At 60.5% G+C, this 22,061-nt stretch carries 25 protein-coding genes; 11 read left to right on the plus strand and 14 right to left on the minus strand.

Going from position 1 to position 22,061, the window contains the following annotated elements; genetic code table 11:
* Positions 1-13: 13 nt before the first annotated feature.
* A complete protein-coding gene (locus tag AC0Z5Z_RS18700; protein WP_305381043.1) occupies positions 14-325 on the minus strand; it encodes a protealysin inhibitor emfourin in 312 nt (103 codons plus the stop codon).
* A 14-nt stretch (positions 326-339) separates the two neighbouring features.
* The gene (locus tag AC0Z5Z_RS18705; RefSeq protein ID WP_485611509.1) at positions 340-1,386 is read right to left on the minus strand and encodes a M4 family metallopeptidase; all 1,047 of its coding nucleotides are present in this window, start codon (positions 1,384-1,386) and stop codon (positions 340-342) included.
* A gap of 131 nt (positions 1,387-1,517) precedes the next feature.
* Here AC0Z5Z_RS18705 and AC0Z5Z_RS18710 point away from each other — a divergent pair, with 131 nt between their 5' ends.
* Entirely contained in the window at positions 1,518-1,856 is a 339-nt protein-coding gene (locus AC0Z5Z_RS18710; RefSeq protein ID WP_095182023.1) for an FKBP-type peptidyl-prolyl cis-trans isomerase, read from the plus strand.
* Between the two features lie 134 nt (positions 1,857-1,990).
* Here AC0Z5Z_RS18710 and AC0Z5Z_RS18715 read toward each other — a convergent pair whose 3' ends face one another.
* The 3 genes from AC0Z5Z_RS18715 to ftrA all read right to left on the minus strand — a co-directional run bounded on the left by AC0Z5Z_RS18715 (position 1,991) and on the right by ftrA (position 3,807).
* Entirely contained in the window at positions 1,991-2,299 is a 309-nt protein-coding gene (locus AC0Z5Z_RS18715) for a helix-turn-helix domain-containing protein (protein ID WP_095182022.1), read from the minus strand.
* A gap of 3 nt (positions 2,300-2,302) precedes the next feature.
* Positions 2,303-2,626 carry a type II toxin-antitoxin system RelE/ParE family toxin gene (locus tag AC0Z5Z_RS18720; RefSeq protein WP_485611510.1) on the minus strand — a complete coding sequence of 108 codons (324 nt, stop codon included), beginning with the start codon at positions 2,624-2,626 and terminating at the stop codon, positions 2,303-2,305.
* Between the two features lie 191 nt (positions 2,627-2,817).
* Positions 2,818-3,807 (minus strand): transcriptional regulator FtrA, encoded by a 990-nt coding sequence (gene ftrA, locus AC0Z5Z_RS18725; RefSeq protein WP_485611511.1) that lies wholly within the window; start codon positions 3,805-3,807, stop codon positions 2,818-2,820.
* A 101-nt stretch (positions 3,808-3,908) separates the two neighbouring features.
* Between ftrA and AC0Z5Z_RS18730 the strand changes: the two genes are divergently transcribed.
* A complete protein-coding gene (locus AC0Z5Z_RS18730; RefSeq protein ID WP_041477005.1) occupies positions 3,909-4,337 on the plus strand; it encodes a rhodanese-like domain-containing protein in 429 nt (142 codons plus the stop codon).
* Between the two features lie 61 nt (positions 4,338-4,398).
* On the opposite strand, the gene AC0Z5Z_RS18735 is transcribed toward AC0Z5Z_RS18730, so the two are convergent.
* A complete protein-coding gene (locus AC0Z5Z_RS18735) occupies positions 4,399-4,644 on the minus strand; it encodes a hypothetical protein (protein WP_095182018.1) in 246 nt (81 codons plus the stop codon).
* Positions 4,645-4,670: 26 nt separating this feature from the next.
* Here AC0Z5Z_RS18735 and AC0Z5Z_RS18740 point away from each other — a divergent pair, with 26 nt between their 5' ends.
* The 3 genes from AC0Z5Z_RS18740 to AC0Z5Z_RS18750 all read left to right on the plus strand — a co-directional run bounded on the left by AC0Z5Z_RS18740 (position 4,671) and on the right by AC0Z5Z_RS18750 (position 7,660).
* Positions 4,671-5,450 (plus strand): ABC transporter substrate-binding protein, encoded by a 780-nt coding sequence (locus tag AC0Z5Z_RS18740; protein WP_056789026.1) that lies wholly within the window; start codon positions 4,671-4,673, stop codon positions 5,448-5,450.
* A 199-nt stretch (positions 5,451-5,649) separates the two neighbouring features.
* Positions 5,650-6,762 (plus strand): succinylglutamate desuccinylase/aspartoacylase family protein, encoded by a 1,113-nt coding sequence (locus tag AC0Z5Z_RS18745; RefSeq protein WP_485611512.1) that lies wholly within the window; start codon positions 5,650-5,652, stop codon positions 6,760-6,762.
* 181 nt (positions 6,763-6,943) lie between these two features.
* Positions 6,944-7,660 (plus strand): alpha/beta hydrolase, encoded by a 717-nt coding sequence (locus AC0Z5Z_RS18750; protein WP_485611513.1) that lies wholly within the window; start codon positions 6,944-6,946, stop codon positions 7,658-7,660.
* Here the strand turns inward: AC0Z5Z_RS18750 and AC0Z5Z_RS18755 are convergent.
* The gene (locus AC0Z5Z_RS18755) at positions 7,650-8,207 is read right to left on the minus strand and encodes a DcrB/PsbP domain-containing protein (RefSeq protein WP_310216747.1); all 558 of its coding nucleotides are present in this window, start codon (positions 8,205-8,207) and stop codon (positions 7,650-7,652) included. The two genes, AC0Z5Z_RS18750 and AC0Z5Z_RS18755, sit on opposite strands and share 11 nt — an antisense overlap.
* Before the next feature lie 85 nt (positions 8,208-8,292).
* Entirely contained in the window at positions 8,293-9,066 is a 774-nt protein-coding gene (locus AC0Z5Z_RS18760; protein ID WP_056789034.1) for a hypothetical protein, read from the minus strand.
* A 146-nt stretch (positions 9,067-9,212) separates the two neighbouring features.
* On the opposite strand from AC0Z5Z_RS18760, the gene AC0Z5Z_RS18765 reads away from it, so the two are divergent.
* The 4 genes from AC0Z5Z_RS18765 to AC0Z5Z_RS18780 all read left to right on the plus strand — a co-directional run bounded on the left by AC0Z5Z_RS18765 (position 9,213) and on the right by AC0Z5Z_RS18780 (position 13,436).
* Complete coding sequence (locus AC0Z5Z_RS18765) at positions 9,213-9,749, plus strand: chalcone isomerase family protein (protein WP_485611514.1); 537 nt, start codon at positions 9,213-9,215, stop codon at positions 9,747-9,749.
* An 80-nt stretch (positions 9,750-9,829) separates the two neighbouring features.
* Positions 9,830-11,149 (plus strand): Nramp family divalent metal transporter, encoded by a 1,320-nt coding sequence (locus AC0Z5Z_RS18770; RefSeq protein ID WP_236168605.1) that lies wholly within the window; start codon positions 9,830-9,832, stop codon positions 11,147-11,149.
* A 167-nt stretch (positions 11,150-11,316) separates the two neighbouring features.
* Entirely contained in the window at positions 11,317-12,537 is a 1,221-nt protein-coding gene (locus tag AC0Z5Z_RS18775; RefSeq protein WP_024013352.1) for a putative DNA modification/repair radical SAM protein, read from the plus strand.
* Positions 12,534-13,436, plus strand: coding sequence for a TIGR03915 family putative DNA repair protein (locus AC0Z5Z_RS18780; RefSeq protein WP_236168606.1), 903 nt, complete (start codon positions 12,534-12,536; stop codon positions 13,434-13,436). The genes AC0Z5Z_RS18775 and AC0Z5Z_RS18780 overlap by 4 nt, the downstream gene beginning before the upstream one ends.
* A 191-nt stretch (positions 13,437-13,627) precedes the next feature.
* Here AC0Z5Z_RS18780 and AC0Z5Z_RS18785 read toward each other — a convergent pair whose 3' ends face one another.
* The 5 genes from AC0Z5Z_RS18785 to AC0Z5Z_RS18805 all read right to left on the minus strand — a co-directional run bounded on the left by AC0Z5Z_RS18785 (position 13,628) and on the right by AC0Z5Z_RS18805 (position 19,812).
* Positions 13,628-14,647 carry a branched-chain amino acid aminotransferase gene (locus tag AC0Z5Z_RS18785; protein ID WP_016775201.1) on the minus strand — a complete coding sequence of 340 codons (1,020 nt, stop codon included), beginning with the start codon at positions 14,645-14,647 and terminating at the stop codon, positions 13,628-13,630.
* Positions 14,648-14,863: 216 nt separating this feature from the next.
* Complete coding sequence (gene lpdA / locus AC0Z5Z_RS18790) at positions 14,864-16,237, minus strand: dihydrolipoyl dehydrogenase (RefSeq protein WP_485611515.1); 1,374 nt, start codon at positions 16,235-16,237, stop codon at positions 14,864-14,866.
* Between the two features lie 4 nt (positions 16,238-16,241).
* Entirely contained in the window at positions 16,242-17,516 is a 1,275-nt protein-coding gene (locus tag AC0Z5Z_RS18795; protein ID WP_252882241.1) for a dihydrolipoamide acetyltransferase family protein, read from the minus strand.
* The gene (locus AC0Z5Z_RS18800; RefSeq protein ID WP_003224000.1) at positions 17,517-18,575 is read right to left on the minus strand and encodes an alpha-ketoacid dehydrogenase subunit beta; all 1,059 of its coding nucleotides are present in this window, start codon (positions 18,573-18,575) and stop codon (positions 17,517-17,519) included.
* A 1-nt stretch (position 18,576) separates the two neighbouring features.
* Positions 18,577-19,812, minus strand: coding sequence for a 3-methyl-2-oxobutanoate dehydrogenase (2-methylpropanoyl-transferring) subunit alpha (locus tag AC0Z5Z_RS18805; protein WP_095182010.1), 1,236 nt, complete (start codon positions 19,810-19,812; stop codon positions 18,577-18,579).
* 185 nt (positions 19,813-19,997) lie between these two features.
* Here AC0Z5Z_RS18805 and bkdR point away from each other — a divergent pair, with 185 nt between their 5' ends.
* On the plus strand, positions 19,998-20,486 hold the full coding sequence (gene bkdR, locus AC0Z5Z_RS18810) for a Bkd operon transcriptional regulator BkdR (protein WP_041476986.1): 489 nt from the start codon (positions 19,998-20,000) through the stop codon (positions 20,484-20,486).
* Positions 20,487-20,688: 202 nt separating this feature from the next.
* On the opposite strand, the gene AC0Z5Z_RS18815 is transcribed toward bkdR, so the two are convergent.
* Positions 20,689-21,552: an MBL fold metallo-hydrolase gene (locus AC0Z5Z_RS18815; protein ID WP_460161033.1), complete on the minus strand. Its 864-nt coding sequence runs from the start codon at positions 21,550-21,552 to the stop codon at positions 20,689-20,691.
* Between the two features lie 92 nt (positions 21,553-21,644).
* Between AC0Z5Z_RS18815 and AC0Z5Z_RS18820 the strand changes: the two genes are divergently transcribed.
* Positions 21,645-21,986, plus strand: coding sequence for an ArsR/SmtB family transcription factor (locus AC0Z5Z_RS18820; protein WP_016775194.1), 342 nt, complete (start codon positions 21,645-21,647; stop codon positions 21,984-21,986).
* Positions 21,987-22,061 lie beyond the last annotated feature (75 nt).

Raw genomic sequence — 22,061 nt, forward strand, 5'->3', positions numbered from 1 at the left:
TCGGGGGGAGCGTTTACAGAAGCTCCCCCTTGTCCCAAAGCTGCACCAGCTCCCCAGGCGCCTGATCCTCTGGCACCTTCAACACCATTTCCCCTGACGGGTAGCGCACCTCAATCTGGTAGAAGCGCTGATCCCCACGGCCGGATTCGCTGCTGTCCAGTGGCAGGCAACCCTCAAGCACCGAGCATATTCTCGAACGCTGACTGATGTCGCATTGCGCGAATTCGATTTCCCGTGGGCGGCTCAGGCTGTGAATCGCTGCAACGCCACCCTGGCGAGATACGCGCAAAACGGAATCTTTATCCAGCTCGGGTAGCGTTTTCATACGGTCTCCTCAGATTATTCGATACCGACCTGTGCCCAGGCTTGCTGCACCGTGTCGGCTGTTTCGGCGCCGAAGCGCTGGCCAGCATGGTCGATCGTCAGTTTCGCGAACGCGTCGAACGTTGCGTCCTGTTTCAAACGGTCATCACACAGCGTGTCGTACCAGATGTGTCCGGCCTTTTCCCAAGCGAAGCCGCCAAACGCTCGCGCTGCCAGGTAAAACGCGCGGTTGGGAATGCCGGAGTTGATGTGCACGCCGCCATTGTCTTCGCTGGTGATGACGAACTTGCGCATGTGATCCGGTTGCGGATCCTTGCCCAGCATCGGGTCGTCGTATGCCGTGCCGGGGTGCGACATCGAGCGCAGGCCCTTGCCTTGGATCTGTGGCATCAGCAGGTCGGCGCCGATCAGCCAGTCTGCCTGCTCGGCGGTTTGGCCGAGGATGTATTGCTTGATCAACACGCCGAATACATCCGAGAGCGACTCGTTCAGCGCGCCGGACTGGTTGGCATAAATCAGCCCGGCTTCGCTTTCGGTGACGCCGTGGGCCAGTTCATGGCCGATGACGTCGAGCGAGCGGGTGAAGCGCTGGAAGATCTCGCCATCGCCGTCACCGAAAACCATCTGCGCGCCATTCCAGAACGCGTTTTCGTAGGCTTGCCCGTAATGCACGCTGCCGATCAGCGCGAATCCCTGATTGTCGATCGAGTCGCGACCAAGCACCTTCCAAAAGAAATCATAGCTGGCGCCCAGCGCATCGTAAGCCTCATCGACCGCCGGATCCCCGGACGCCGGCTGGCCCTCGAGGCGCACCGGCATGCCCGGCAAGAGCATTTTGTTCTGCGCATCATGCACACTGCGCCGCGCCACGCCCGGCTTGCTCGCTTCCGGCAGAATCGCCCGCGCTGGCGGCTGCGAAGGGCGTCCGGGGTTGGGCAGTAGACTGCGTACATGATTGAGCGTCTGCATCGCGGCGTTGCGCTGCGGCTCGGAACCGTGGGCAATGATGCGGTTGAGGATGTAGGGCGGGATGAAACTGCGCAGCAATCGAGAGTCGGTCATCTAAGCATCCTTGTCGTCATACGATGTCGATACACATGTGAGCGGCAAGGCGCGTTTTCGGTTCCATGGATTGCCATCGACGCCGGATTCTGCGAAAAACGCCGCCTGCAAACATCTCGAGAGCCAACGACATGACAGACGAACTGCAAATCATCGACCTGCAACCGGGCGACGGCAAAGCCGCGGTGAAAGGCGCGCTGATCACCACCCAATACACCGGCTGGCTGGAAGACGGCACTGAATTCGACTCGTCCTGGAGCCGAGGCAAACCGTTTCAGTGCGTGATCGGCACTGGCCGGGTGATCAAAGGCTGGGATCAGGGGCTGATGGGCATGCAGGTCGGCGGCAAACGCAAATTGCTGGTACCGGCGCATCTGGGCTACGGCGAGCGGAGCATGGGCAAGATCCCGCCGAATTCGAATCTGGTGTTTGAAATTGAGTTGCTGGAGGTTTTGACGCGGGAGGATTGAAGGGGAGGAATCATCCAGCGGAACTCCTGTGCAGCTGGATGATGTCGATGGTTAACTGCGAAGTTGCATGCTATTCAACTCCCTCGATTTCAAAACTCGGAATGCAGGGTGGACATTGCCACGCAAAGCCAGTGTCAGGCCCATTGCAACGGGCCTGACGCAAAGCAAATGTCCACCTCCAGCCTTGCAGCAGCTGACAGGTTGACCAACGCATCCAGCGAGAATTTGTCGATTTTCCCGTTGAGTACATCATTGAGGCGTGGCTGCGAGATTCCCAATCTTTGTGCCGCGTCCTTTTGAGGGAGCTCCCACGCTCGAATGGTCTCGCAAAGCGAACGCATGAGCTTGGCTCGCAGACGCATGTTGGCAGCTTCCTGAGGCGTGTCCTCCAATGCATCCCATACACTGGAAAATCGTTGGGATGAGTCTTGATGTTCCTTCATGGCTTAACCTATTTCCTGATATCTGGCCCGGGCCAGTTCGATGTCTCTAATTTCCGTTTTACGTGTGGTTCTGTGCATGGCGTGAAGCACACAGATTGCTTCAGGTCGATTGACTAAATAAAACACGCGAAACGCCCCTGAGTCCTCGGTGATCCTGATTTCGTTGACACCGCGTCCTACGGTTTTCATAGGGCGCCAATCGAGTGGGGCATCACCCTGTTGCAACAGATCCAGCTCAAACCCCGCCGCTCTTCGGGCATCAACCGGGAACGCTTTGAGATCTTTCAACGCGCTTCCCACGAACACCACATCCTTGTGTTTCGGCATCGGCTTGTCCTGTGTCAAAAGGAAAAGCGTAATAGCTGAACGTAAGCGGCGACGGTGAGTTTTATTGCAAGAAATGCCAGTGCCCGTTTGATTTTCAGGTTATATCAGAATCAATATAAAGCAAGCCGCATTTTCCGTTTCACAATTTTCACCGTGAGCGTTTCTGCCGGCCTCGCCGTCAACGTCAGCGCTTAAAACGCTGCGGGATGGAACGAAAGCTTGTTGCTTCGCCCAAACCGCTCCCGATAAACCGACGGCGGTACACCCACCACGCTGCGGAATGCCACACGAAAACTTTCCACCGAGCGATAGCCGCAGCGCTGGGCGATCTGCTCGGTGTGTTGATGGGTGCTCTCGAGCAGCTCCCGCGCTCGCGCCAAGCGTTCATGTTGCAGCCACGCCTTGGGCGTTTGCCCGCTGGCTTCGGTGAAGCGCCTCAGAAACGTGCGCTCGCCCATTGCCGCTTCGCTGGCCAGATCGCGGACTTCCAGTGGTTCGTGCAGGCGTTCGCGGGCCCATTGCATGACGCGCGACAGGTCGCTGCGGGGCGTCGTGCTGACCGGGGTGGGGATGAACTGGGCCTGGCCGCCGGTGCGTTGTGGCGACATGACCAGGCGCCGCGCGACGGCGTTGGCGACCTGCGTGCCGAAGTCACGTGTCACCAGATGCAGGCAGGCGTCGATGCCGGCGGCGCTTCCGGCGGAGGTGATCAGTTGGCCCGCGTCGACGTAGAGCACGTCCGGATCGACCTCGATGGCCGGGAAGCGTTGCGCCAGTTCGCTGGTATAGCGCCAGTGAGTGGTGGCGCGGTGGCCGTCGAGCAGGCCGCTGGCTGCAAGGACGAACACCCCGGAGCAGATCGACAGCAACCGCGCGCCTCGGTCATGCGCCCGACGCAATGCGTCGATCAGCGCTGACGGTACCGGGGCGTTGCGGTCGCGCCAGCCCGGAATGACGATGGTGCGCGCTGCGGCGAGCAATTCCAGGCCACCATCGGCCAGTACCTGAATGCCACCCATGGCGCGCATCGGGCCTGGATCGACTGCGGCAATCGCATGCTCGTACCAAGGGAAATCGAACTCTGGTCGGGCCAGGCCGAAGATCTCCACGGCAATGCCGAACTCGAATGTGCAGAGGCCATCGTAGGCCAGAATGGCAACCAGATTGGGCTGAGTGAGCATTTGGCGGAAAAATCCCGGTCGGTGTCTTGCGCGCCACTGTAGCGGCAAGCGCCGTCTCGATAAAGTCTGTTCATCCCCCACAGACAAAGGAGCAACACAACATGACCAGCCTGGTTCGCGAAATCCCCGCCGCACCTTCGGCGATTGCCCTGATGCATTTCAGCAATCGTCTGACCTTCGAAACCGATTGTTCCGACGTGTTCAGTAGCCAAGAGGCCGGGGAGGTCGACTTCGTTCTGGTGGATGTGCGCGGCCCATTGGCGTTCGAGCGCGGCCATGTACCCGGCGCGATCAATATCCCGACACGCTTGCTCACGGCGGAACGCTTGGCCGATTACCCGAAACACACTTTGTTCGTAGTCTATTGCGCCGGGCCGCATTGCAATGGGGCGAACAAGGCTGCGGTGAAGCTGGCGGCGTTGGGTTATCCGGTGAAAGAGATGATCGGCGGCGTCACCGGATGGCTCGATGAAGGTTTCGAACTGAGCGCGGCGTCAGTCGCCAATACACCTGTGGCCTGCGAATGCTGACGTTTCTGTAGGAGCTGCCGGAGGCAGCGATCTTTTGATCTTGATCTCAAAAAAAACAAGATCAAAAGATCGCAGCCTCCAGCAGCTCTACGGGGGATCGGCGTTTCTTGCTCTGAAAACAGTCTTGTTCTACATCCTTCGCACCAACACGGCGCACGCGTTTACTCTCGTCAAAGTGATCGCCGATGTTCTGTAAGTATTTGTCGCTTAAAAACAATTGCCTCCGTGCGCGCCGCCATAGACTGCCGGCCACTTCGGTTTTTGCCGTTAGAACGCCATGACCGAACGCTGACTCGAAAGCTGCCAATAAAAGCCTCCGCACGGGAGTAATAAATGAAAAAGCTAGTGATGTTCGGTGCCCTGGCACTGTCGATGTTGTCCCTGACCGCTGTGGCCAAAGACGACAAGCCGATCCGCATCGGTATCGAAGCCGGGTACCCGCCATTCTCGATGAAAACCCCTGACGGCAAACTCACTGGTTTTGACGTGGACATCGGTGACGCACTGTGCACGCAGATGAAAGTCAAATGCACGTGGGTCGAGCAAGAGTTCGATGGCCTGATCCCGGCACTCAAAGTGAAAAAAATCGACGCGATCCTGTCGTCGATGACCATCACTGACGATCGCAAGAAGAACGTCGACTTCACCATCAAGTACTACCACACCCCGGCACGCTTCGTGATGAAGGAAGGCTCGGGCGTCAAAGACCCGCTGACCGAACTCAAGGGCAAGAAAGTCGGCGTGCTGCGTGCCAGTACCCATGACCGCTATGCGACCGAAGTGCTGGTTCCGGCCGGGATCGAACTGGTGCGCTACGGCTCGCAGCAGGAAGCCAACCTCGACATGGTTTCCGGGCGTATCGACGCGATGCTCGCTGACTCGGTCAACCTCAGCGATGGTTTCCTGAAAACCGACGCCGGCAAAGGCTTCGAATTCGTCGGCCCGACCTACGAAGACGCCAAATACTTCGGCGGCGGCGCTGGCATTGCCGTGCGCAAGGGCGATACCGCACTGGCTGAGCAATTCAACAAAGCCATCACCGAAATCCGCGCCAATGGCGAGTACAAGAAAGTCCAGGACAAGTACTTCGACTTTGACGTGTATGGCCATTAATACGCCGTGAAAAAAAGTGGCCCCGTTTGCGCGGTGGCCACTTTTTTTATGCTTTTTTATTGATGGAAATTCTCTGTGGGAGCGAGCCTGCTCGCGAATGCGGTCTGACATTCGATATCGTCATCGTCTGACCTGACGCATTCGCGAGCAGGCTCGCTCCCACAGGGATTTGCGTAATCCAGCTATTCAGGAGTTTTTCATGCAACGCATCGACCACGATCTGCCCTGGAGCCATTTGGGCAGCGAGCGCTCCCTCAGCGTTTTCCGCTACGGCGCCGGCAGCCGCAAGGTGTATATCCAGGCCAGCCTGCACGCCGATGAATTGCCGGGCATGCGCACCGCATGGGAACTCAAGCTGCGCTTGAATGAACTGGAACAGCAGGGCCGTTTGCAAGGCGTTATCGAACTGGTGCCGGTGGCCAATCCGATCGGCCTTGATCAACATCTGCAAGGCAATCACATGGGCCGCTTCGAATTGGGCAGTGGCAAGAACTTCAATCGCGCATTCGTCGAACTCAGCGCCCCGGTCGCGGCGCTGGTTGGCGAGTGTCTGGGCGCGGATGCCAAGGCCAACGTCGCGCTGATCCGTCAGGCCATGGCTCAGGTCTTCGAAGAGTTGCCGGCGCCGGCCTCGCAACTGGAGGCCTTGCACCGCTTGTTGCTGCGCCACGCCTGCGACGCCGACATCACCCTCGATCTGCATTGCGACTTCGACGCTGCGATTCACCTCTATGCGCTGCCGCAACACTGGCCGCAGTGGCAATCGCTGGCGGCGCGGCTGAAGGCGGGCGTGGCATTGCTCTGCGAGGACTCCGGTGGCAGTTCGTTCGATGAGTCCTGCTCGACGCCATGGTTGCGTCTGGCCAAAGCATTCCCGAACGCGGCGATTCCGGCGGCGAATCTGGCGACGACGCTGGAGCTGGGCAGCATGGGCGACACCCGCGTCGATCAGGCTCAGGCCAACTGCGAAGCGATTCTGGGCTTTCTCGCCGAGCAGGGTTTCATCAGCGGTGAGTGGCCGGCGGCGCCGAGCGAATGTTGTGAAGGTCTGCCGTTCGAAGGCACCGAATACCTGTTCGCCCCGCACCATGGCGTGGTCAGTTTCTTGCGCAATGCCGGCGAGTGGGTAGAGCAGGGCGATGCGCTGTTCGAGGTTGTTGACCCGTTGCAGGATCGCGTGACCACCGTGCGCGCCGGCACCAGCGGTGTGCTGTTCGCGATTGATCGCGGGCGTTATACCGAGCCGGGGATCTGGCAGGCGAAAGTGGCGGGGCGGGTGCCGTTTCGTACCGGCAAGCTGACCAACGACTGATAGGTTGCGGTGAAGGTGCGGGCCTCTTCGCGAGCAGGCTCGCTCCCACAGACGAACGCATTTCAACGGTGGGAGCGAGCCTGCTCGCGAAAGGGCCATCAGCCACTCCACAAAATTTGGATCCTCAGCCGAGAATGTTAGGCTCCCCCGCGAACCCGACACTCTGTGAAGGAACGCTGCAATGCTGAAATTGTTCGCCCTGCTGACCCTGCTCGCATCCACCGCCGTTCACGCGCAAACCACCCTGCAATCCGATCTGCCACTCAAGTACCTCGAACAGGTCCACGCCGACGCTGAACCACGTCCGCTGGTGATTTTCCTGCACGGTTACGGCAGTAACGAGGCCGATCTGATCGGTATGAAGTTTCAGCTGCCGGCGCAGTACAACTACCTTTCCGTGCGCGCGCCGATGACGTTGGGTGAAGGACGTTTCCAGTGGTTTCGCAAGAAAGGTGAAGGCGCCTACAACGGCGAGACCGATGATCTGAAGGTCAGCGGCCAGAAGCTGCGCGACTTTATCGCCCAGGCGGCGAAGAAATATCACGCCGCGCCGGACAAGGTGTACCTGATCGGCTTCAGCCAGGGCGCGATGATGAGCTACGAAGTGGGCCTGCGCGCGCCAGCGGTCGTGGGCGGGTTTGCCGCGTTGAGCGGGCGCTTGTTGCCGGTGCTCAAAGCCGAACTCAAGCCTGGGCAAGCGCCGCTGCCGCTGAGCATTTTTATCGGCCACGGCACCGCTGATGATCCGGTGCCTTACCGTCACGGCACCGAGGTCAACGCGCTATTGCAGAAACTCGATTACAAGCCCGAGTTTCACGCTTATCCGGGCGTCGGCCACAGCATCAGTGCGGCCGAATTGCGCGATCTGAATGGCTGGTTGCAGCGGCTCAATCCTTGACGATGGCTTTGATCAAGGCATCGTGAGCTTTCTTGTCGCTGGCGCGGGAAATCACCTGCACCAGCGCCATCTTCGTCCCCGAGCCGGCCAGCAGCGTCGTGTTCAGCGTCTGGCCACCGCCCTGGGTGGCGGTGCTGTCTACCTGACGTAAACCCAGGCCGGTGCCTTTTTGGGTCAGGCTTTTTTCGCTGAGCTTGTTGAAGTCCGGCAGGGCCTTGCGCTGATCGTCGATGAAACTCGACACGCTGCCGTCGAGAAACTCACCGTCGTTGTCCTTGACGTTCTGCCCAGCCGGGATCTGGTTTTCGGCGGCGATGACCACGGTTTTGGTGGTCTGGTTGGTGTACATCGTGCCCTTGGCCCCGCTCGGGCTGGCGGGCAGCGGGTTGGCGACAAAGCCTTTGGGCAGGACAAAGGCAAACTTGCCGTCGAGCAGCGAGACCTTCTCGGTTTTGACCTTTTCCTTGGCGGCGTGCGCGTTGATCGCGGCGAAACCAGCGATGGCCGCCAGCAACAGGACGACGGCTTTTTTGCTCAACAATGACATCTGAAATCTCCGGAAAATGGTCGCGCGAGGCGGGCGATCATCCCACGGAGCGTGCCGGGCGTTCCAGCGCGATTCGTCCAGGCGGTTATTGTGCTTGCGCCTTGGCCACTGGCCGCGCCAGCAGACGCCGGGTCACCCCGAGCATCGCCACCGACACTGCCACTCCCACTGCGAAGCCGCTGAGGCCCATGGTCGGCAGCGTCAAGGCCGACACCAGGCAGAACGCCGAGAACGAATACATGCCGGTTGCCGTTGCGCGCAATAACGCAGCGGTAAACGCCGGGCCGCGGGTTTGTTGCGAGAACACCGCCATGACACTGCCGAGCACCGGGAACACCGCGAGCAGGCCGCTCCAGCGTTCGCCGACGGTGCTGGCGAGCATCGTCACCACCAGCGTCAGCGCCGCACCGGCGATCATCCGCCAGATCAGTTTGTCCGACTTCGGTGCTGGCCCGTTCAACACCGGCTGCACCTCGGGGAACAGATAAGGCGAAGCGAGCAGTGCCACCGCTGCCGCAATCACCGAGAACGGCAAGGACGCCGGGATCACCGACAAGACCGCCGCCAGCGCGGCCCAAACCGCCAGTGAAATGGTCAACGCCCACGGCCAGTTCGCCCGCTGCGCCACCTGCGCATAGGTGATGCAGAAAGCGATCATCGCGAACATTGCCGACAGCGCCGCGACCGCTGATTGCGCGGCAAACTGCGGCCCTTGTTCGATCGCCAGAAAAAACAGAATCGGCCCGACCACCACCGGCAATCCCGACAGCCACCCGGCCACGCTCGGCCCCCAGCGTTTGCCCGCCAGGGAAATCAGCAGGAGAAAACCGGGAATCAGCAGCAATTTCAGGATCAGCACGCGGGTGTCTCCATCGGGTCAGGATGAGCCACGTTAGCACTGCCGATTGAAGATTGCTGCCTATGTTCGCAATTTTTGTATACAAAAATTCAGGCGCGAATCCGGCTATGCTTTGATCATCAGAATGCAGCGGAGACGATACGGCGATGAACAGAACACCCAAGCTCGTACGTGGCTGTTGTGGCATCGGTTTATGGGCACTGTTGCTTACGCCGACGTGGGCCAATTGGCAGGACGCAGTGCCAGGGGCGCAAATCATCGGCAGTGGCGATTTCAGCGTGTTCGGCTTCGATGTTTACAGCGCGCGCTTGTGGAGTGCCGCGCGGCCTCTGGCGGACGGCCAGCCGTTTGCCCTGGAGCTGATCTACCGGCGCAACATCTCGCGAGACGATCTGGTCAGCACCAGCGTCGATGAGATCAAACGCCTGGCCGGTCCCGGGGTCACTTCAGCGCAATTGGCCGGCTGGCAGAAGCAGATGCAGCAATCGTTTGTCGACGTTCAGGCCGGCACGCGGATTACCGGCGTGTATCTGCCGGGGCAGGGCGCGCGGTTTTTTGTCGGCCAGAAGCTGCAGCATGAGATTGAGGACCCACAGTTTGCCAAGGCGTTTTTCGATATCTGGCTGGATCCGCGAACACGCAGTCCCGAGTTGCGCGAGCAGTTGTTGGGGGTGAACCCATAGGTTCAGTGATCTTTGCGCTTCAAGGCATCAGGCGAAACGACTAAGCTGCCGGGCTCCCGTTTTTGTTTCTGGATGTGTGCGTGAAATTCAGTCTGCCCAAAATCGCCACCGCGCCGTTTTGCCCGCCGGAAGTGGCTGGCAGTGTTGCGGTTGATCCGACTGCCTCGTTCTTCAAACGTGTGCTGCGTTTCGCCGGTCCCGGTTTGCTGGTGTCGATCGGCTACATGGATCCGGGCAACTGGGCGACCGCGATCGAGGCCGGTTCGCGTTTTGGCTACAGCCTGTTGTTCGTGGTGTTGCTGGCGAGTCTGGCCGGCATGGTCGTGCAATGTCTGTGCTCGCGGCTGGGCATCGCCACCGGGCGCGATCTGGCGCAGTTGTCCCGCGAGCGCTACAGCACCCCGACAGCGCGCCTGCAATGGATACTGGCGGAGATCTCGATCATCGCCACCGACCTCGCCGAAGTGCTTGGCTGCGCTCTCGCGTTTCACTTGCTGCTCGGTTGCTCGCTGACCTTCGGCATCGCCCTGACGGCGTTCGACACGTTGCTGGTGCTGGCCCTGCAAAACCGGGGCTTCCGCCGTCTCGAAGCGATCATGCTGGTGCTGGTCGCGACCATCGGCGTGTGTTTCTTCGTCGAGTTGTTGTTGATCAAACCGTACTGGCCAGACGTGGCGCTGGGCTTCAAACCTTCGCTGGCGGCCATCGGCGATGCCGCGCCGCTGTATCTGGCCATTGGCATCCTCGGCGCCACAGTAATGCCGCATAACCTTTACCTGCACACCTCGATCGTGCAGACACGGATGATCGGCAAGGACCTGGCGAGCAAGCAGGACGCGGTGAAACTCGCGCGTATCGACACCATTGGTTCGCTGGCCCTGGCGCTGCTGGTCAACGCGGCGATCCTGATTCTCGCGGCGGCGGCGTTTCACCAGTCCGGACACACCGATGTGGTCGACATTCAGGACGCGTATCACCTGCTCGACCCGCTGGTTGGCGGTGCGCTGGCGAGTGTGCTGTTCGGCGTGGCGCTGCTCGCGTCGGGGCAAAGTTCGACCTTCACCGGGACCATCGCCGGGCAGGTCATCATGGAGGGCTATCTGAACCTGCGCATCCCGTGCTGGCAGCGGCGTTTGATCACTCGCGGGCTGGCGCTGATTCCGGCGTTCATCGGCGTCTGGCTCATGGGCGATAACGCGATCGGCAAGTTGCTGGTGTTGAGCCAGGTCGTGCTCAGCCTGCAACTGCCGTTTGCCTTGTACCCGCTGATTCGCATGACCAACGACCGGCAGTTGATGGGGCCGTTCGTCAACCGCTGGCCCACGCGGGTGCTGGCCTGGGGGCTGTTTGTGTTGATCAGCGGGGCGAACAGCTGGTTGATATTGCAGTGGGCGGTTTGATCACTGAGTTGCGGTGACTGGCAGGGCCTCTTCGCGAGCAGGCTCGCTCCCACAGGTTTTCGCGGGCGGCCACAATTCAGCTGGCCAGCCGACGAGGGGTCATCCATCAACTTGTTTCGCGGCGGGCGAGCCTATACTGTATATGCACACAGTAAAGAGTCCGTGCCATGCAAATCATCGACAAGCTCAGCATCCTCGCCGACGCCGCCAAGTACGACGCCTCCTGCGCCAGCAGTGGTGCGCCCAAGCGCAGCTCCGAGGGCAAGAGCGGGCTCGGTTCGACGGACGGCATGGGCATTTGCCACAGCTACACGCCGGACGGGCGCTGTGTGTCGTTGCTGAAAATCCTGCTGACTAACTTCTGCCTTTACGATTGCCAGTACTGCGTCAACCGCCGTTCCAGCGATGTGCCGCGTGCGCGCTTCACCCCGGAAGAAGTCGTGACGCTGACCATGGATTTCTACCGCCGCAACTGCGTCAGCGGCCTGTTTCTCAGCTCCGGGATCATTCGCTCGGCGGACTACACCATGGAGCAACTGGTGCGGGTGGCGAAGTTGCTCCGTGAAGAGCACGAATTTCGCGGCTACATCCATTTGAAGACCATTCCCGAAGCCGATCCTGCTTTGATCGAAGAAGCCGGGCGTTATGCCGACCGTCTCAGCGTCAACATTGAATTGCCCACCGACGCCAGCCTGCAGACGCTGGCGCCGGAGAAGGACATCACCTCGATCAAGCAAGCGATGAACACCATCTACACCGGCGTGCAAACAGTGTTGAACGAGCCGCGCTCGGCAAAATTCGCCCCGGCCGGGCAAAGCACGCAGTTGATCGTCGGTGCCGATGACACCGATGACAGCACCATCCTCCACAGCGCCCAGTCGCTGTACGGCAACTTCCGTTTGCGCCGGGTCTATTACTCGGCGTTCAGCCCGATCCCCGACAGCCCGAAAAGCGTACCGCTCGCCGCGCCGCCGCTGATGCGCGAGCACCGTTTGTATCAAGCTGATTTCCTCCTGCGCAGCTACGGCTACAGCGCTGACGAATTGCTTAAAGGCCCGGGCAATCTGGCGCTTGATATCGACCCGAAGCTTGCCTGGGCGCTGGAAAATCGCGAAGTGTTTCCGCTGGACCTGAACCGTGCCGACGCGACGTTGATCGCGCGCATCCCCGGCATCGGCTTGCGCACCACCGAGCGCCTGGTCGAGTTGCGTCGCCAGCGCCGCATCCGTTACGAAGACGTGGCGCGGATGCGCTGCGTGCTGGCCAAGGCGAAGCCTTTCATCATCACCAGCGATTACCACCCGCAACAGGCGGAAGTCACCAGCCACATGCTCTATCAGCAATTGCGCGACCGACCGATGCCGCAGCAGATGGGGTTGTGGGGATGATCAGTCTTGATTGCGATGACCTGTTCGACACATGGCGTCAGCAGGCGCGCTGGTTGCTCAGCCATGAAATCGATCCGAGTCTGGTGAGCTGGGCGGCGGAAGGGGTGGGCGATCTGTTTGCCAGTGATGAGCACGTGCCCGAAGGGCAGGGGCCGTTTCAGGCGCGTATTCCCCGTGCGCTGCTCGACACCCTCGAACAAGCGGCGCGCTATCGCGGCGAGCAACGCTGGAGCCTGTTGTATGAAGTGCTCTGGCGCGTCAGTCACGGCGACCGCACGGCGATGATGGCAGGCGACAAACTCGGCAGCGAGTTGCAGCGGCGCATCAAGCAGGTCAGTCGCGAGGCCCATCATCTGCATGCATTCGTGCGTTTCATCGAGCGGTCGAAGGATCTGCCCGGTCCACAATACGTGGCGTGGCACGAGCCGGCCCATGACATTCTGCACAGCGCCAGCGAGCACTTTATCGGGCGCATGGGCCAGCATCGCTGGTTGATCGCCACACCGCGTGACGGCGTTTATTACGACGGTGAGCAATTGATTCACGAGCGGCAGTGCCCGATTGAGTGGCAGCAACTGGCGCAGAACGTCGACGATCCCCACGGCGATTTGTGGTTGACCTACTACAGCCACATCTTCAACCCGGCGCGGTTGAACCCGAAGGTCATGCAAGGGCATCTGCCGGTGCGGTTCTGGAAGAATCTGCCGGAGGGGGAGTTGATACCGGGATTGATCACCCAGGCGCGGATGGGCAAGCAGCAGAATGGGCAGGCGAGCGGGATTTCGGATCGGACGGGCAAGCGCATTGCCTCCAAAAATCAAAAGCAAACCCTCACCCCAGCCCTCTCCCGGAGGGAGAGGGAGCCGACCGAGGTGTTCTTGCGAACTCCATCGACCTGAATGGCCGAGGTGAACGCGATTTTTGAAAAGCACACAAGTCGGCTCCCTTTCCCCCTCGCCCCCTTGGGGGAGAGGGCTGGGGTGAGGGGGAAAAGATCTCCAGCCCTACACAAAAAAAACCAACAACCACCATCAAAAAAGCCCCCCACCAATCACTCGGTGGAGGGCTTTGAGCATCAGCAGTCGTCAGATCAAACCTTGACGATCCAGCCCGCTGGCGCTTCGATGTCGCCGGTCTGCACGCCAGTCAGCTCTTTGTAGAGCTGCTGGGTTACCGGGCCTACCTCGGTTTCGCTGTGGAACACATGCAGGTGGTCGTTGTAGCTGATGCCGCCAATCGGCGTGATCACCGCAGCGGTACCGCAGGCACCGGCTTCCTTGAAGTCCGACAGCTTGTCGATCAGCACGTCGCCTTCAACCACTTCCAGGCCCAGACGCGATTTGGCCAGTTCGATCAGCGACAGGCGGGTGATGCCTGGCAGGACCGATGGCGAGTTCGGGGTGACGAACTTGTTGTCGTGGGTGATCCCGAAGAAGTTGGCCGAACCGACTTCCTCGATCTTGGTGTGGGTCATCGGATCGAGGTAGATCGCGTCGGCGAAGTTGGCCTTCTTGGCTTTCGAGCCCGGCATCAGGCTGGCGGCGTAGTTGCCACCGACCTTGGCCGCACCGGTGCCTTGCGGGGCCGCGCGGTCGTAGCTGGAGATCTGGAAGTTGTGCGGGGTCAGGCCGCCCTTGAAGTAGGCGCCGACCGGGATGCAGAAGATCGAGAAGATGAACTCGGGCGCAGTGCGCACGCCGATGTTGTCACCCACGCCGATCACGAACGGACGCAGGTACAGCGCGCCGCCAGTGCCGTAAGGCGGGATGAAACGCTCGTTGGCGCGGACCACGGCTTTGCAGGCTTCGATGAACTGCTCGGTGTCGACCGTCGGCATCAGCAGACGCGCGCAGCTGCGTTGCATGCGCAGGGCGTTCTGGTCCGGGCGGAACAGGTTGATCGAGCCGTCCTTGCAGCGATAGGCCTTCATGCCTTCGAAGCACTGCTGACCATAGTGAAGGGCGGTGGAGCCTTCGCTGATGTGCAGGACGTTATCTTCGGTCAGGGTGCCTTTGTCCCACTCGCCATCGCGAAAGTACGACAGATAGCGCTTGTCGGTCTTGATGTAGTCAAAACCCAGCTTGTCCCAATTGATGCTTTCGTTACCCATGACACCCTCTATCACTGAACAACCGCCGAAACGGTTCAAGGCTTCTGACGTTTTTTTGGATGGGCACAACAATACTTCATTCTTGAGCGGTTTCGCAGCCCGGACTATCGGATGACACTCAGATAAATAGTGTTGCCCTCAAGAATTCGCGAGCAGGCTCGCTCCCACAGGGGGAATGCATTTCAAGTGTGGGAGCGAGCCTGCTCGCGAAGGGGCCTACAGATGCAGCGCATGCCCCAGCGCCCGCAACGCCGCTTCCTGCACCGCTTCGCCCAAGGTTGGGTGCGCATGAATGGTGCCGCCGATGTCTTCCAGTCGCGCGCCCATTTCCAGGCTTTGCGCAAACGCCGTCGACAGTTCGGAAACCCCAACGCCCACCGCTTGCCAGCCGACAATCACATGATTGTCGCGACGTGCGACCACGCGGACGAAGCCGCTTTTCGATTCCAGGGTCATCGCCCGGCCGTTGGCGGCGAACGGGAAGCTGGAAACGATGCAGTCCAGCCCCGCAGCCTTGGCCTCGTCCGGGGTTGTGCCGACCACCACCAGTTCCGGGTCGGTAAAGCACACGGCGGCGATGGCGGTCGGGTTGAACTCACGGCTCTTGCCACTGATCAACTCGGCAACCATTTCGCCCTGAGCCATGGCGCGGTGGGCCAGCATCGGTTCGCCGCTCACATCGCCAATGGCGTAGACGTTGCGCATGCTGGTCTGGCAACGGCTGTCGATCCTGATCGCCGAACCGTTCATGTCCAGATTCAGCGCTTCGAGATTAAACCCCTGCGTATTGGGTTTGCGACCAACGGCAACCAGTACCTGGTCGGTTTCCAGATTGAGGGTTTCGCCTTCAGGATCGCGCACCTGCAACGTGCCGTCGAAACCGAGCACGCTGTGCTTGAGGTACAGCTTCACACCCAGTTGCTTGAGCGCCTCATGCACTGGTTGCGTCAGTTCTGCGTCATAGGCCGGCAGGATACGGTCCTGTGCTTCGACCACGCTGACCTCGGCGCCGAGCTTGCGATAAGCGATGCCCAGCTCCAGCCCGATGTAACCACCGCCGACCACCACCAGGCGTTTCGGCACAGCCGTTGGCGCCAGCGCTTCGGTGGAGGAGATGATCGGCCCGCCAATCGGCAGGATCGGCAGATTGACGCTGGTCGAACCGGTGGCCAGCACCAGATGTTCGCACTGGATGCGGGTATCGCCGACTTCCACGGTTTTGCCGTCGATGATTTTCGCCCAGCCATTGATGACCTGAACCTTGTTTTTCTTCAGCAGCGCGGCGACGCCAGTGGTCAGGCGATCAACGATGCCATCCTTCCACTCGACGCTTTTGCTGATATCCAGGGTCGGCGCGGCAACGCTGATGCCCAACGCCGAATGCTGGTTGTGATGTTGTGTCTGGTGAAACTGCTCAGCCACATGAATCAGCGCTTTTGACGGAATGCAGCCGATATTCAGGCAGGTGCCGCCCAACGACTGGCCTTCGACCAAAATGGTCGGAATACCCAATTGCCCGGCGCGGATCGCCGTGACGTAACCGCCGGGGCCGCCGCCGATAATCAGCAGCGTGGTGTTCAAAGTCTGCATTCCATTACTCCACAAACAAGGTAGCGGGTTGTTCGAGCAAGCCACGGATGGCCTGAATGAAAAGCGCCGCATCCATGCCGTCGACCACGCGGTGATCGAAGGAGCTGGAGAGGTTCATCATCTTGCGGATCACCACTTGGCCTTTGACCACCATTGGCCGTTCGACGATTTTGTTCACGCCGACAATGGCCACTTCCGGCAGATTCAGCACCGGCGTGCTGACAATGCCGCCCAATGCGCCGAGGCTGGTCAGAGTGATGGTCGAACCGGACAGCTCATCGCGGCTGGCCTTGCCATTGCGCGCGGCGTTGGCCAAACGCGAAATTTCGGCGGCGCTGTCCCACAGGCTGCGCGCTTCGGCGTGACGCACCACGGGCACCATCAGGCCGACATCGCTTTGCGTGGCGACGCCGACATGCACCGCACCGAGGCGGGTGATGACTTGCGCTTCGTCATCGTAACGGGCGTTCATCTGCGGGAAGTCGCGCAGGGCGACGACCAGCGCGCGAACGAGGAACGGCAACAAGGTCAACTTGCCACGGCTGGCGCCATGTTTTTCATTCAGATGCGCGCGCAGTTCTTCGATTGCGGTGACGTCGATTTCCTCGACATAACTGAAGTGCGCGGCACGCTGAGTAGCATCCTGCATGCGCTGAGCGATCTTGCGGCGCATGCCGATCACTTGAATCTGTTCTTCGTCGTGGCGCTGGGCATAAGCGGCAGCGGCCGGCGCCGAAGCGTTCGACTGACCTTGCGCCAGATAGGCCTCCAGGTCGTCATGCAACACACGACCGGCCGGGCCGGTGCCGCGAACCAGACGCAATTGAATACCCAGATCCAGGGCATGTTTGCGCACGGCTGGCGAGGCTAGCGGGCGTTCATCCGCTTCGCGAGCGACCATCGGGCCCTGGCAAACGGCAGCCGGACGTGGTGCGGCGGCTGCGGCGGGCTTGCTTTCGACAGCAGTCTCAACGTTCGGCGCAACCGGTGCTTCTTTGACATGCGCGGGTGCGGCGGACTCTTTAAGGTTGCCAGCACCTTCAACCTCGATGCTGATCAACACACTGCCGACCGCCATCACTTCACCCGGCTGACCACCGAGCGCAATCACTTTCCCGTGTACCGGCGACGGAATATCGACCATCGCCTTGTCGGTCATCACATCCGCCAGCACCTGGTCTTCAACCACCAGATCGCCAACCTTGACGTGCCACTGCGACAGTTCTACTTCTGCGATGCCTTCGCCGATGTCCGGCATCTTGATAACGTGCGTGCCCATTCAGACCTCCATGACCCGTTTCAACGCCGCGCCCACGCGGGACGGCCCTGGGAAATACGCCCACTCCTGCGCGTGCGGGTAGGGAGTGTCCCAACCGGTGACGCGTTCGATCGGCGCTTCCAGGTGATGGAAGCAGTGCTCTTGCACCAGCGATACCAGCTCGGCGCCGAAACCGCAGGTGCGGGTGGCTTCGTGTACCACCACGCAGCGGCCGGTTTTCTTCACCGACTTGACGATGGTTTCCAGGTCCAGCGGCCACAGGCTGCGCAGGTCGATGACTTCGGCATCGACGCCGGATTCTTCGGCAGCGACTTGCGAGACGTAGACGGTGGTGCCGTAGGTCAGCACGGTCACGTCCTTGCCCGGGCGAGTGATCGCGGCAACGTCCAGCGGCACGGTGTAGTAACCGTCCGGCACCTGGGCTTGCGGATGTTTCGACCACGGGGTTACCGGGCGGTCGTGATGGCCATCGAACGGGCCGTTGTACAGGCGTTTCGGCTCGAGGAAGATCACCGGGTCATCGTTTTCGATGGAGGCGATCAGCAAGCCTTTGGCGTCGTACGGGTTGGACGGCATCACCGTACGCAGACCGCAGACCTGAGTGAACATCGCCTCGATGCTCTGGCTGTGGGTCTGGCCGCCGTAGATGCCGCCGCCGCAAGGCATGCGCAGGGTCATCGGTGCGGTGAACTCGCCGGCCGAGCGATAACGCAGACGCGCCGCTTCGGAGATGATCTGGTCGGAGGCGGGGTAGACGTAGTCGGCGAACTGGATTTCGGCGACCGGGCGCAGTCCGTAAGCGCCCATGCCGACAGCCACGCCGACGATGCCGCTTTCCGAAATCGGCGCGTCGAACACCCGCGAGGTGCCGTACTTGGTCTGCAGGCCTTCGGTGCAGCGGAACACACCGCCGAAGTAACCGACGTCCTGGCCGAAGACGACGACGTTGTCATCACGCTCAAGCATCACATCCATGGCCGAGCGCAGGGCCTGGATCATGGTCATGGTGGTCGTGGTCATGGCGGTTTCCAACTGAATATTGTTGTTGTGATCGTTCATGTCAGATCCCCAACTGCTGACGCTGGCGCTTCAAGTGCTCCGGCATCTCTTTGTAGACGTCTTCGAACATGGTCGCGGCGCTTGGAATCTGACCGCCGGCGAGGGTGCCGTACTGTTCGGCCTGTTTCTGCGCAGCAATCACTTCGGCCTCGAGTTCAGCGCTGACGGCGGTGTGCTCTTCCTCCGACCAGTGACCGACCTTGATCAGGTGCTGTTTCAGACGCGCGATCGGATCGCCGAGCGGGAAGTGGCTCCAGTCATCGGCAGGGCGGTATTTCGATGGGTCGTCGGAGGTCGAGTGCGGGCCGGCGCGGTAGGTGACCCATTCGATCATGGTCGGGCCGAGGTTACGCCGGGCGCGTTCGGCAGCCCAGGCGGAAGCGGCGTAGACCGCATAGAAATCGTTGCCGTCGACCCGCAGCGAGGCGATGCCGCAGCCGACGCCGCGTCCGGCGAAAGTCGTGGCTTCACCGCCGGCGATGGCCTGGAAGGTGGAAATCGCCCACTGGTTGTTGACCACGTTAAGGATCACCGGCGCGCGATAAACGTGGGCGAAGGTGAGGGCGGTGTGGAAGTCCGATTCGGCGGTGGCGCCGTCGCCAATCCACGCAGAGGCGATTTTCGTATCGCCCTTGATCGCCGAGGCCATGCCCCAGCCGACGCCCTGAATGAATTGGGTGGCGAGGTTGCCGGAAATGGTGAAGAAGCCAGCGTCCTTGACCGAGTACATGATCGGCAACTGGCGGCCCTTGAGCGGATCGCGCTCGTTGGACAGCAACTGGCAGATCAGGTCTACCAGCGGTACATCGCGGGCCATGAGGATGCTTTGCTGGCGATAGGTCGGGAAGCACATGTCATCGATGTTCAGCGCCAACGCCTGGGCGCTGCCGATGGCTTCTTCGCCAAGGCTCTGCATGTAGAACGACATCTTTTTCTGCCGCTGGGCGACGACCATGCGGTTGTCGTAGATGCGCGTCTTGAGCATCGCGCGCATGCCTTTGCGCAGGATCTCGACCGGCACGTTTTCGGCCCACGGGCCGAGGGCGTTGCCCTGATCGTCGAGCACGCGAATCAGGCCACGGGCGAGGTCGGCGGTATCGGCAGGTTCTACATCGACAGGGGGTTTGCGCACCGTACCGGCATCGGTCAGATGCAGGTAGGAAAAATCGGTTTTGCAGCCGGGACGGCCCGAGGGTTCAGGGACGTGCAGGCGCAGCGGTTCATACGCTTGGGTCATGGCTTCTACGCTCGATCTTGTGAATTTCTTGTAGTGAGCTGGCAGTCATTCCCGGGTAGGGGAAGTCTTGTCCTACAACAATCATAGGCGTGGCCAAGAAGAATATTTCTCTGTGTTTCGTTGCGCTGGCGACCATTTGCAGATAGAAATTCTGCATAAACATAAAAAACAGGTGGTTTTGTCTCATGCGCAAACTGGACCGTACCGACATCGGCATTCTCAACAGCCTTCAAGAGAACGCGCGGATCACCAATGCCGACCTCGCCCGTTCGGTGAACCTGTCGCCGACGCCATGCTTCAACCGGGTCAAGGCCATGGAAGAATTGGGTCTGATTCGCGAGCAGGTCACGTTGCTGGATGCCGATCTGCTGGGGCTGCATGTGAATGTGTTCATTCACGTCAGCCTGGAAAAGCAGGTGGAGGAAGCGCTGCAGCACTTCGAGGAGGCGATTTCTGATCGGCCGGAGGTGATGGAGTGCTATCTGATGGCCGGCGACCCGGATTATCTGATCCGTGTGCTGGTGCCGAGCATTCAGTCGCTGGAACGCTTCATGATGGATTTTCTGACCAAGGTGCCGGGGGTGGCGAACATCCGCTCCAGCTTTGCGCTGAAGCAGGTGCGTTATAAGACCGCGTTGCCGTTGCCGGCTAATGGATTGACCCTGGGCGCATAACCTGACCTGATGCACCCGACCCGACCCGACCCGACCCGACCCGACCCGACCCGACCCGCCGACGCCGATCGTTCCCACGCTCCGCGTGGGAATGCCGCCAGGGACGCTCCGCGTTCCGCCTCAAGAAGTGACGCAGAGCGTCACGGGATGCATTCCCACGCAGAGCGTGGGAACGATCAGACTTAGGGCGCCTGACTAGGGGTCAGAGTTTGTTAAGCGGAATCTTCAGGTAAACCACGCCATTGTCCTCAGGCGCCGGCATATTCCCCGCCCGTACATTCACCTGAATCGCCGGCAGCAGCAACGTCGGCATGCCTAACCCAGCGTCACGTGTCGTGCGCATCTCCACGAACGCCGCTTCATCGATCCCGTCATGCACATGAATATTGCTTTTGCGCTGTTCGCCGACAGTGGTCTGGCACTGCGAGGCGCGGCCTTCGGGTGGGTAATCGTGGCAAACGTAAAGCTTCACGCTCGCCGGAAAAGCCAACAGCTTCTGGATCGACTTGAACAAGTGCTGCGCATTGCCACCGGGGAAATCACAGCGCGCGGTGCCGACATCGGGCATGAACAGCGTGTCGCCGACGAGGATCTGTTCGCCGTCGATCAGGTAGGCCATGTCCGCTGGCGTATGGCCGGGGACGTGCAGGGCGGTGGCCTTGAGGTTGCCGATCATGAACGACTCGTTCGGCGCGAACAGGTGATCGAACTGCGAGCCATCGACGCAAAATTCCGGCTCCAGATTGAACAGCGCCTTGAACACATTCTGCACTTTGCTGATCGATTCACCGATGGCGATCTTGCCGCCCAGTTCACGACGCAGGTACGGCGCGGCGGAGAGGTGATCGGCGTGGGCGTGGGTTTCCAGTAGCCATTGCACTTGCAGCCGGTGCACACGCACGAAAGCGATGATCTTGTCCGCCTGCGCCGTGCCGGTGCGCCCGGCGGCGCCATCGTAATCGAGCACCGGGTCGACGATCGCGCACTGGCCGCCGTCGGCTTCGTAGACCACGTAGCTGTAGGTCGAGGAGGCGGGGTCGAGGAACGCTTCAATCAGGGCGGGCATGGCGAAAACCTGTGCTGGGTAATTTCGGGTTGCAACACTTTATGTAAAAACATAATGTTCGCAGCTTAAGTGACCTTCAAGGCCTCGTGCAAATGCAATCCAGTCTGACCGAATGTGAAGTCGCCCAACTGCGCGCCTCGGCGTCCAAAGCCTGCGCCTTGCTCAAAGCCTTGGCCAATGAGGATCGCCTGTTGATTCTCTGTCAACTGACCCAGGGCGAACGCAACGTCGGCGAGCTGGAAAAAATGACCGGCGTACGCCAGCCGACGCTGTCCCAGCAACTGGGCATCTTGCGCGATGAAGGCCTGGTCGCGACCCGCCGCGAAGGCAAATACATTTTCTATGGCCTGGCCAGTCACGAAGTGATCCAGGTGATGAAAACCCTCTCGGGGCTCTATTGCGGAGCGGTACTCAAGAGCTGGGAACAGCCATAAATGCCAGCCCTCACAAACATCTCCTGTGGGAGCGAGCCTGCTCGCGAAGGCGGCGTGTCAGCCGACGAATAGTTG

The organism is Pseudomonas sp. 1L-E-NC-VB-C3, from assembly GCF_057291535.1.

What these genes read in the sequence shown, in the direction of transcription:
- AC0Z5Z_RS18700 (WP_305381043.1), bottom strand. Translation starts at nt 325, where the DNA reads ATGAAAACGCTACCCGAGCTGGATAAAGATTCCGTTTTGCGCGTATCT.
- AC0Z5Z_RS18705 (WP_485611509.1), bottom strand. Translation starts at nt 1,386, where the DNA reads ATGACCGACTCTCGATTGCTGCGCAGTTTCATCCCGCCCTACATCCTC.
- AC0Z5Z_RS18710 (WP_095182023.1), top strand. Translation starts at nt 1,518, where the DNA reads ATGACAGACGAACTGCAAATCATCGACCTGCAACCGGGCGACGGCAAA.
- AC0Z5Z_RS18715 (WP_095182022.1), bottom strand. Translation starts at nt 2,299, where the DNA reads ATGAAGGAACATCAAGACTCATCCCAACGATTTTCCAGTGTATGGGAT.
- AC0Z5Z_RS18720 (WP_485611510.1), bottom strand. Translation starts at nt 2,626, where the DNA reads ATGCCGAAACACAAGGATGTGGTGTTCGTGGGAAGCGCGTTGAAAGAT.
- ftrA (WP_485611511.1), bottom strand. Translation starts at nt 3,807, where the DNA reads ATGCTCACTCAGCCCAATCTGGTTGCCATTCTGGCCTACGATGGCCTC.
- AC0Z5Z_RS18730 (WP_041477005.1), top strand. Translation starts at nt 3,909, where the DNA reads ATGACCAGCCTGGTTCGCGAAATCCCCGCCGCACCTTCGGCGATTGCC.
- AC0Z5Z_RS18740 (WP_056789026.1), top strand. Translation starts at nt 4,671, where the DNA reads ATGAAAAAGCTAGTGATGTTCGGTGCCCTGGCACTGTCGATGTTGTCC.
- AC0Z5Z_RS18745 (WP_485611512.1), top strand. Translation starts at nt 5,650, where the DNA reads ATGCAACGCATCGACCACGATCTGCCCTGGAGCCATTTGGGCAGCGAG.
- AC0Z5Z_RS18750 (WP_485611513.1), top strand. Translation starts at nt 6,944, where the DNA reads ATGCTGAAATTGTTCGCCCTGCTGACCCTGCTCGCATCCACCGCCGTT.
- AC0Z5Z_RS18755 (WP_310216747.1), bottom strand. Translation starts at nt 8,207, where the DNA reads ATGTCATTGTTGAGCAAAAAAGCCGTCGTCCTGTTGCTGGCGGCCATC.
- AC0Z5Z_RS18765 (WP_485611514.1), top strand. Translation starts at nt 9,213, where the DNA reads ATGAACAGAACACCCAAGCTCGTACGTGGCTGTTGTGGCATCGGTTTA.
- AC0Z5Z_RS18775 (WP_024013352.1), top strand. Translation starts at nt 11,317, where the DNA reads ATGCAAATCATCGACAAGCTCAGCATCCTCGCCGACGCCGCCAAGTAC.
- AC0Z5Z_RS18780 (WP_236168606.1), top strand. Translation starts at nt 12,534, where the DNA reads ATGATCAGTCTTGATTGCGATGACCTGTTCGACACATGGCGTCAGCAG.
- AC0Z5Z_RS18785 (WP_016775201.1), bottom strand. Translation starts at nt 14,647, where the DNA reads ATGGGTAACGAAAGCATCAATTGGGACAAGCTGGGTTTTGACTACATC.
- lpdA (WP_485611515.1), bottom strand. Translation starts at nt 16,237, where the DNA reads ATGCAGACTTTGAACACCACGCTGCTGATTATCGGCGGCGGCCCCGGC.
- AC0Z5Z_RS18795 (WP_252882241.1), bottom strand. Translation starts at nt 17,516, where the DNA reads ATGGGCACGCACGTTATCAAGATGCCGGACATCGGCGAAGGCATCGCA.
- AC0Z5Z_RS18800 (WP_003224000.1), bottom strand. Translation starts at nt 18,575, where the DNA reads ATGAACGATCACAACAACAATATTCAGTTGGAAACCGCCATGACCACG.
- AC0Z5Z_RS18805 (WP_095182010.1), bottom strand. Translation starts at nt 19,812, where the DNA reads ATGACCCAAGCGTATGAACCGCTGCGCCTGCACGTCCCTGAACCCTCG.
- bkdR (WP_041476986.1), top strand. Translation starts at nt 19,998, where the DNA reads ATGCGCAAACTGGACCGTACCGACATCGGCATTCTCAACAGCCTTCAA.
- AC0Z5Z_RS18815 (WP_460161033.1), bottom strand. Translation starts at nt 21,552, where the DNA reads ATGCCCGCCCTGATTGAAGCGTTCCTCGACCCCGCCTCCTCGACCTAC.
- AC0Z5Z_RS18820 (WP_016775194.1), top strand. Translation starts at nt 21,645, where the DNA reads ATGCAATCCAGTCTGACCGAATGTGAAGTCGCCCAACTGCGCGCCTCG.